This window comes from Campylobacter sp. LR264d (genome assembly GCF_008633895.1).
Taxonomy (GTDB): domain Bacteria; phylum Campylobacterota; class Campylobacteria; order Campylobacterales; family Campylobacteraceae; genus Campylobacter_D.
In genome coordinates, this window is sequence record NZ_VJNT01000028.1 from 1 (window position 1) to 8,548 (window position 8,548).

At 25.9% G+C, this 8,548-nt stretch carries 10 protein-coding genes; 3 read left to right on the top strand and 7 right to left on the bottom strand.

The window, feature by feature from the left end:
- Positions 1 to 170: 170 nt before the first annotated feature.
- From FMM56_RS06150 to FMM56_RS06160, 3 genes are all read left to right on the top strand, one after another.
- A complete protein-coding gene (locus FMM56_RS06150) occupies positions 171 to 3,284 on the top strand; it encodes a hypothetical protein (RefSeq protein WP_150208074.1) in 3,114 nt (1,037 codons plus the stop codon).
- Between the two features lie 110 nt (positions 3,285 to 3,394).
- Complete coding sequence (locus FMM56_RS09000) at positions 3,395 to 4,462, top strand: hypothetical protein (RefSeq protein ID WP_223811479.1); 1,068 nt, start codon at positions 3,395 to 3,397, stop codon at positions 4,460 to 4,462.
- Between the two features lie 127 nt (positions 4,463 to 4,589).
- Positions 4,590 to 5,645 carry an adenine-specific methyltransferase EcoRI family protein gene (locus FMM56_RS06160; RefSeq protein ID WP_150208080.1) on the top strand — a complete coding sequence of 352 codons (1,056 nt, stop codon included), beginning with the start codon at positions 4,590 to 4,592 and terminating at the stop codon, positions 5,643 to 5,645.
- Positions 5,646 to 5,659: 14 nt separating this feature from the next.
- Here FMM56_RS06160 and FMM56_RS06165 read toward each other — a convergent pair whose 3' ends face one another.
- The 7 genes from FMM56_RS06165 to FMM56_RS08760 all read right to left on the bottom strand — a co-directional run.
- The gene (locus FMM56_RS06165) at positions 5,660 to 5,866 is read right to left on the bottom strand and encodes a hypothetical protein (protein ID WP_150208089.1); all 207 of its coding nucleotides are present in this window, start codon (positions 5,864 to 5,866) and stop codon (positions 5,660 to 5,662) included.
- Positions 5,835 to 6,173, bottom strand: coding sequence for a hypothetical protein (locus tag FMM56_RS06170; protein ID WP_150208083.1), 339 nt, complete (start codon positions 6,171 to 6,173; stop codon positions 5,835 to 5,837). The genes FMM56_RS06165 and FMM56_RS06170 overlap by 32 nt, the downstream gene beginning before the upstream one ends.
- 31 nt (positions 6,174 to 6,204) lie before the next feature.
- Positions 6,205 to 6,396, bottom strand: a complete 192-nt coding sequence (locus tag FMM56_RS06175; protein ID WP_150208085.1) for a hypothetical protein — start codon at positions 6,394 to 6,396, stop codon at positions 6,205 to 6,207.
- Positions 6,393 to 6,704, bottom strand: a complete 312-nt coding sequence (locus FMM56_RS06180; RefSeq protein WP_150208087.1) for a phage holin family protein — start codon at positions 6,702 to 6,704, stop codon at positions 6,393 to 6,395. Before FMM56_RS06180 ends, FMM56_RS06175 begins: the two co-directional genes overlap by 4 nt.
- Positions 6,705 to 6,884: 180 nt before the next feature.
- The gene (locus FMM56_RS08755) at positions 6,885 to 7,028 is read right to left on the bottom strand and encodes a hypothetical protein (RefSeq protein WP_190317939.1); all 144 of its coding nucleotides are present in this window, start codon (positions 7,026 to 7,028) and stop codon (positions 6,885 to 6,887) included.
- Positions 7,029 to 7,041: 13 nt separating this feature from the next.
- Entirely contained in the window at positions 7,042 to 7,497 is a 456-nt protein-coding gene (locus tag FMM56_RS06190; RefSeq protein WP_150140972.1) for a DUF5675 family protein, read from the bottom strand.
- On the bottom strand, positions 7,494 to 8,548 hold a 1,055-nt coding region (locus FMM56_RS08760; protein ID WP_190319029.1), incomplete at its 5' end, for a hypothetical protein. The genes FMM56_RS06190 and FMM56_RS08760, both read right to left, overlap by 4 nt.

Below are 8,548 nucleotides of genomic sequence, written 5' to 3' on the forward strand. Positions count from 1 at the left end.
TAAACCTTTTTTTAAAACATTTTATAAAAAAAATAATTATAAAAAAGGGTTAAAATAAGATTTTTTAACCCTTTTTTTAAAACCTTAATTTTGTTATATTTTTTTTGCATTTGTTCAATTCTTTGTTATTGCAAGGCGAAAGCCTTGCAAATTCTATTAAAGGACAAGTAATGGCAGAATTTAGCTTTGATTTTGAAAAGGCTACAAAGGACGGGGCCTCTAAAAAAGAGATTATAGATTTTTTAAAGCAAAATAATACTAATATTAAATGGCAAGATATAGAAAATTCTTTAAAAAAACAAGAAAAAAACAAGGATTTTAAAGAAGAGGATTTTATTTTTGAAACAATTAAAAATAATCAAAATTTTAAATTATTAATCGATAATGAAAAGCCTTTAAAGCTTAATGAAACTAAGATTAAGCAAAATGAAAACGAAATAAATATTAATACAAAAGATTATAAGCAAGGCGAAAATTTTATAAATGTTTCAAATGAAAAATTAAGCATAGCTAAAAATAAAAATAATGATTTAGATAAGTCTTATAATGAAATGTTAGAAAATATAAATAATAATTCTTATATACCAAAAGTTAAAAAAAGTGAAAAAAATATCCTTAAAAATACTTATAATGAATTAGTAAGTGGCTTTGATTTTTTACAAACAAGTGATTATAAAAAAGAACAAAGTCTTTTAAAAGCAAGTGCACAAAAATCAGCCCTTAATAATGTAGCTTATGAAGACTTAGAAGAGGCTACAAAGGATTATTTAACAAAAAAATATATTAATGAAAGAAGTTTTTTTAATTTTGATGATAGAGAAAATAATGAAGAGGTAGGAAAACTACAATATGAAAAAATCAAAATTTTACAAAACGCTAAAAATAAGGATTTTAAGGATTTAAGTGATAATGAAAAAGAATTAATAGCACAAGAAAGAGGGCCTTTAAATAGCCTTGCAAATTCTTTATTTTTTGAAGGTGACAAGACAAATTTTGAAGAGTTTAAGGCTTTTGATGATAGTCAAGAGATAACTAAAAACTTACAAAAAATTAAAATTAGGCTTGATGAAAATCACTATTATAAAAGCCCCTCAGCAGCTATTAAAAGCTTGATAAGTGGCGAGATAGATACAAAGGCTTATGATAATTATTTAAATGATTTAAATGATCTAGCTTTAGAGGTAGGCTTTGATAATATAGGCACTGATAAAGACGGAAATATATATGCCTTTAAAGGCGAAAACGTCTTTAAAATTAATGAGGGTTTTTTTGATAATGCCTTTAATATTTTAGAGGCTAATAAATTTTCTTTAAGTGGCTCTTTGCTCGGGGCTGTTAAAGGTGCTAGCAAGGGAAAAGGCGGGGCAGTTGGAAAGGTAGCAGGAGCAGTTGTAGGAAGTGCAGTAGGAGCTTTTGCGGGTGGAATGGCAGATACTATATATAATAATCTTTTAATAGGTCGTGAAAATACCTTTAAAGAGGTCTTAGATAATGGAATCGAAGAAGGTATTTTAAGCTTAGTAGGTGATGGCGTTGCCTTAACAGGAATTAAAGCCTTTAAGCCCTTAACAAAGGTGGCACAAAAGGCAAGTGAATATAGTCCTTTTTTAGGCTTTGCAAGAAGAAGTTTAAATGGCAACAAAGAAGCAGTACAAAAGCTTTTAAATAAATCTTTAAATATGAGCGAAGAACAAGCACAGACCTTAAAAGAATTTAGCGAAAGTTTTGGAGGCGAATTAAATACACAAAGTAAAGAAGGTAAATTTAAAAAAATCGAGGCTAAATTTGGCGAGGATAGTTTTATAACAAAGGGAGCAAAAAATGCTTATGAAATTTTTACTTTAAATAATCAAAAAGAATTTCAAAAGGATTTAATAAGAAGAGTTAGGGCTGATGAGGATGGCTCTTTAATAGCTTTTTTAGCAGAAGCAGCAAATATAAGTCCTATAGCTAATCAAAACTTAAAAACTATACTTAATGAAACGACTTCAAAACTCAGTCAAAATTTAGAAAATCTAAATTTAGCAAAAACTGATATTAAAAAAATTTTTGATACCCTAGAAAGCGGTACAAAACAAAGTTATAATAAGGCAGTTGATGAAACGCTAGAAAAGCTTTATCATAAAGGTTATAAGGTAAGGATTGATAAAGAAACGGGCGAAATATTTAACGCGGGTGAAAATGCAAGCGAAGAAGTGCTTAAAAAAAGTAATTTTTCTTATGAAAATTTTAGAAAAGAGCTTGATGAAATGGGCGTATTACCAGAAGATAGTATGCGATTTTTAAATTTTGTCGAAAAAAATGTATATAATGAAGATGGGGTCACTTTTTCACAATTAAATAACGCTAGAAAACAGCTTAATTCTATGATTAAGGACAATGCCGATAAAAACTTTCAAAACTTTGTTAAAAGTAAGGTTATTAATTTTATAAAAGAAGATATTAACGACGCTACAAACGAACTTTTAAAGCAAAATAAAAGCCTTTACAAGGATGCCTTAACTCTTTTTGAAACAGCCTTAAATGATTATAAAAATATGAAAGATATAACAAAAATAGTTGATGATTTAGGGCTAAGAAATACTAAAAAAAGTTATGATAATGTCATGAAAAGCTTTGAAAAGTTTTTACAAGGCCAAGGCGAAGTAGATGTTAACAATTATCAAAGATTAACTAAAAATTTAAATAATTCTCAAAAAACAGATCTAGAATTAAATTTACTTAATCACTTTTTTAAACAAAGTCTTTATGAAAAAAATGATTTAAAGGTCTTTGATAGTGCTGAATTTTTTAAAAAGCTTAAAAATTTAGGCGAAAATACCTTTACAAGCAATTATGCAAAAGATTTTATTAAAATGGCCCAGGGCTTTGATACTTTATTTAAAAATGATGCCTTGATCGCAAAGGCTTTAAGACAAAGTGCTACAACTGAAAAAATAGGAAGTAGTATTGCTACAACAATAAGTGGTGCGGCAAAAATGCAAGTAACAAAGGGGCTTTTTGCTTTTTTAGTAAGAAACGCCCCGTACGTACCTTTAATGCCAAAATTAAATGAAAAAATACAAGGTGCAGCAATAAGGTATCATTTAAATAAGGCCCTTGAAAAGTCAAGCTCAATAAGTGAATTTAAAAATATAATATCAAAAAAAATCGAAACAAATAAAGAATTTACAAACGAAACAAAAAAAGTATTATCTAACTTCTTGCAAAAATTAGATAAAAGCCAAGATGATATTTTAGAAAGCATAGAAAAACAAGGCGTAAAAAAAAAGATAAAAAATTAGAAAAATTAAATAAAACTGATGAGAATTTATTAAAAAATAATCAATTAAACGAACCCCTAAAAGAATTTGGCAAAAATTATGCTGAGTTTTATCATAACTCAAAAGGGGCGATTGAAAAGCTTTTAAAAGAGAAAAAAGGACAAGTAGTAGGGGCTTTTTGGCGTGATGATTTAGGGGATATTGATTTAGTATGGGGAGAGATTTTGGATAAAGACAAATATACAGGCTATGGATTAGCCCACATTTTAGATAAACACCCCAATTTTGATTTAAATTTAATTGAAAAAATTATAAAAAATGGTAAGATTGTAAAAAATAATAATACTAATACAATTTGGGCTAATTTTGAAGGTAAAATTTACAAACTAGGCTTATCTAATGGATGGAAAGGAAAAGGAAAAAATAATTGGATTATAACAAGCTATGAAGCAACAAGGAAAAGCGACAAGACGTTCGGCGATGCCCTTTTTACAGATAAACGACCTTTATCTAACCTTGATAAGATAGATTATAACACAAAATTAAAAAATAATCAATTAAACGAACCCTTAAAAGAATTTGGCAAAAATTATGCTGAGTTTTATCATAACTCAAAAGGGGCGATTGAAAAGCTTTTAAAAAAAAATAAGCTTAGCAAAAAGGCCAACACTACTAAAAATGATATTATTAAAGAAAACTATTTTTTTGAAACTCATTTAAATACTTTAACACAAAATAGCCTCAAAAATCAAGCAAATAAACCTTTAATTATAAGCTTTAAAAATGAAGATAGATTAATTAAGGATTTAAGAAAGGATTTAAAAGAAAATTTAATACCTTTAATAAATATGCAAATTATTAACAAAGAAACTAATTTAAAAGGCATTATAACACAAAAAGAAGTTAATAAAATATCAAGTAGCAAAGAGATACAAAAAAGCCTTAATAATGGATTTAGTAAAAAAGAGCATTTTGAAGTGGCAAAAAAAATAAAAAATCTTTTTGAAAATGCTACTTTAATACAAACTCATAAGGATATAAAAAATAAAGAAAACATTTTACTAATATATAAATTCACAAAAGATTTAATTATTAATAACAAAAACGCAAAGGCAAAAATAACACTTTTTGAAAAAATACAAGGTAAAAATAAAATTTATACGATTGAACTTGATAGCCTAGAAAATCCGACTCCTTAAGGTTTTACCTTAAAAATAGAGTCGGCAAGCTAGATTTGCAATATCAATGCTTATGTAGCTATGTTTATACTAAAACTGAAAACAAATTTTAACAAATCTAACTTAAATAAATATTAAAGGTAAATAAATGAGCACTCAAAGCACTTTTCATAAAGCCCTGCAAAATGCTAAAAAATATATTAATGATGAGTTTTACACAAGCTTAGAAAATATACAAGCAGAGCTAGAAAAATATAAAGATGTTTTTAAAGATAAGATTATATATTGTAATTGTGATGATGCTTATAAGAGTAACTTTTTTAGCTATTTTATACAAAATTTTAATAAATTAAAAATTAAAAAATTAATCGCTACTTCATTAAGTAATAATGCTTTATATGGGCTTTTTGAAAGCTATAGTTTTAAAATTGAAATTGTAAAAGTAAAAAGCGATATAGATTGTGATAATAAAGCCTTGATGATTGAAAGCCTATTAAAATGCAAAGAAAACACAAAAGAAATTATTAAAAGCGATTATGATTATAGAGCGGGTGATTTTAGGAGCAAAGAATGTGTACAATTATTAAAACAAAGTGATATAATTATAAGTAATCCGCCTTTTAGCCTTTTTAAAGAGTATTTTGATTTACTTATAAATTTTAAAAAAGATTTTCTTATTATAGGCAATATGAATGCTTTTTGTTATAAAAATATAATACCTCATTTTATAAAAAATGAAGTCTTTATAAGTTTTTTAAAAAATGGTAAGTTTTTACAACCAAATGGCAAGGAAGTTTCTTTAAACTTTTGTGCATGGTATTGCAATATAAAAATAAATAGAGTTTTTAAGGATTTAAAAACAACTGCCCTATATTATAAAAATCCGAGTTTTTATCCATTTTATAATAATTTTAAAGATTGTATTAATATTAATAGTGTTAATAATATACCTCTTGATTATGAGGGCTTAATGGGGGTACCTATTAATTTTATTAAAGATTATAATCCGAGTCAGTTTGAAATTTTAGGAATAATTAATGAAAGTTTTAGTAAAGATTTTAATATTAAAAAAAATAATAAAAATAATAAAAATCCTGTTATTTTACTAAATGGCGAAGAAAAACTATTATATAAAAGAATAATTATAAAAAACAAAAGGCCTTTAAAATGTGATAATATGATTATTAATAAAAAAAATATTTAATATCTTAATAAAACTTAATTTTCTTGCAATTCTTTAATTTTTTGTATATTAATCTCACATTCCTTATAAGCTTGAAACAAATGTGAATAAGCCTTTATAATATCTCTTTCATTTTCAATAATAGGCTTTTTTAAAGGTTTTAAGGTTAAAAGCTCACTTGGTATTTTTAATCTTTCAACCCTTACATTTTCAATGACTTGCGTTTTGTTCGTACAAGCCATCAAGCAAGGTATTAAAAAGCTTAGTGGTATTAGTTTCGCCACTTTTAAAAACTTGCTTTTTAACATTTTTGACCCTTTCTTTAATATTATCTTTTTCAATCTTAGAATTTTCAAGCACCTTTAATTCTTGTTCATGCCTTTGCTTTAAAATTTCAATGCTTTTATTTAATTCATCATTTGCATTTATAGCTGTGTTTAAATCTTTTTTTGTATTTTCTAACTGCTCTTTTATATTATTAAGCCTTAAATACAAAAAACTACAATTTATAACTAAAATCGCCAAAGCTATATATAAAATTTTTTGCATTTTTACCCCTTATAAAAAAGCAACTTTCATTTTAATCCTCATTAAAATGTAAAGAATCTTTTTTTCTTTGTATTTTTATCTCATTTTGTATAATTTCATTTCCATTAAATAACCTTGTTTCTTTATAAAGTTTTTTCAAGGCCCTATAATCTAAATAATTATTAATATTTAAAATTATTGATATAAAAAGACAAAACAATAAAAAATAAATATTTTTTTTCAATACCTTTCCTTTTTAAAATTAAGTATATCCCTAACCAAATTTATAGCCCTTTCAAGACCTAAAAAGCTAAACGCTGAAGCTATTCCAACCTTTGCTAAATAAGAAAGGTCAATAGCTGTTAAAATCATATAAATAATAATACAAAGCACGCTAGAAGTACTTACAACCTTTAAAAAATTAATATACATATCATTTTTTTTAAATTCACATTTTTCGACTTTTTTTTCATCATTTATAAATTTAAATAATCCACAAATAAGCCCAACAACCACAATTGGTAAAAGTTCTATATAAGCTTCAATATTCATCAAAAAGCCTTTAAAATTTTAATTAAAAATTGTGTTAATAAAGCACTTCCTAGGCTTGAGGTTATAATTATTAAAAGCCATAAGATTTTATGCACTATATTAAAACACTTTTTAGCCCTTTTACCTATAATACAATGATTTTTACCTATTAAAAACCATCTAAAATAAAACCAATATTTTTTAAGCCTCATTTTTTTTAAATTTTTCTTTGATTTTATTAACTAAATTTAGGCAGTAATTTTTTAATTTTTCATTACTAAAAACATAAGCCCCAACTATAAAGCCTATAAAAAAGACAATCAAAAAATAAATTAAAGAAAACATTTTACACTCCTTTTTAAAATTCGTTTATTATTTCAAATTCTATTTTTTCTAAATCCTTATCTCTTAAAAGATTATAAAATTCTTTACAAGCAGGGCGACTTTGTCCTATTGTTTCATTATCTATCTTTGAAAAGCCTAGCAATATACAGCCTAATGTATCTTTGTGATTATTTCCCCAATGAATTAAAATGTGTCTTTCAAAGGGTACATTTTCATTATAAATATTAATCATACAATCTTCGCTATTATTTGTTATACTTCTTAATACAGCTTCAAATTTGCTTTTTTCATGCCTTTTTAGCTTATATATCCCAGGTGGTACTCTTAGATCCTTACCACTTTCAAGCCCTTCTTCATCTTCTTCTAAGCTTAAACAATGAAAGATTATATTATTTTCATCATCCATTATTTTAAGCTTACCCTGGCAACAAGTTTTGCCCATATATCTTCTTTGTAGTGTTATTTTCATGTTAAAGCCATTTCGGTAAGTGTTTGATCAATAAAATCAAATTTAAGTAAAGAATAAGTACTACTAAAGGCAATCGGGGCTATATTTATTTTTGGTGTTATTGTTTGATTTCCTAAATAAACTTGTAGGCCAAAAACGCCTTTTCTTATGTAATTATTACAAACATTATAAAAGCTTATATAAGCTATTTCACTAATATTTAAAAGATCATTTTGGCTATTAAAATCTAAATATAAATAATAGCTCGTATCATAATCTCCACATTTATGATAAAATTCACCCCTTTTATCAGTAATTGGCATATAAGTAGGATTAAAAAAATAAATTAGACCAGTATCTGGCGTCGTAGAAGATTCAACATTATATTTTGTATATGTATAGGTTACCTTAGCTTTAAAGTTACGACCTAAACTATCAGAAAAAGTAACCAAACCTGTTTTATAACTATAACCTATAAATTTTAAAACATCTCCACTTTGTAAAACTATTTTAAAGGCTGCCATTCCACCACAATAATTATACTGACTATTCCCAGCCCTACATTCAATGGCTAATCTTGTTATATACTTTGGTTCTAAAATATCTATTATTTCCCAATTATCCCCTTGTGATATATAATAGCTATTTGTGCTCTTATCTACCCATACAAAACCATTTATAAAGCCTTGATTTGTAGGGCTTATAGAGGTATCGGGGGCTTGATTTGAAATATTTAAATAAAAGCTGTTAGATGTGCTTAAAACATTCACTAAAGCCTGTGTTTGATTATAAGCTATACTTATACTATTATCTATAGTTAATAAATTTTTACTATCAATAGCACTTTCAACACTACTTTCAACAACACTATTTAAAGTCTCATTTGTAATTAAGCCTTTATCATTTAAAGCGGCATCAAGTTCGGTCGTTAAATCAGCCTTTAAAAGATAATCACCTAAAATTGTATTTAAATCATTTTTAGCTAAATAATCAGCCAAGCTTAAACTTAAATCGCCATTATTTACATAATCTTTATTAATAAGTATAGTTTCTAAGCTTTCATTCGTTATAA

Excerpts from the sequence above, each read along its gene's own strand:
- FMM56_RS06150 (WP_150208074.1), top strand. The coding sequence starts at position 171 with ATGGCAGAATTTAGCTTTGATTTTGAAAAGGCTACAAAGGACGGGGCC.
- FMM56_RS06160 (WP_150208080.1), top strand. The coding sequence starts at position 4,590 with ATGAGCACTCAAAGCACTTTTCATAAAGCCCTGCAAAATGCTAAAAAA.
- FMM56_RS06165 (WP_150208089.1), bottom strand. The coding sequence starts at position 5,866 with ATGGCTTGTACGAACAAAACGCAAGTCATTGAAAATGTAAGGGTTGAA.
- FMM56_RS06170 (WP_150208083.1), bottom strand. The coding sequence starts at position 6,173 with ATGCAAAAAATTTTATATATAGCTTTGGCGATTTTAGTTATAAATTGT.
- FMM56_RS06180 (WP_150208087.1), bottom strand. The coding sequence starts at position 6,704 with ATGAATATTGAAGCTTATATAGAACTTTTACCAATTGTGGTTGTTGGG.
- FMM56_RS08755 (WP_190317939.1), bottom strand. The coding sequence starts at position 7,028 with ATGTTTTCTTTAATTTATTTTTTGATTGTCTTTTTTATAGGCTTTATA.
- FMM56_RS06190 (WP_150140972.1), bottom strand. The coding sequence starts at position 7,497 with ATGAAAATAACACTACAAAGAAGATATATGGGCAAAACTTGTTGCCAG.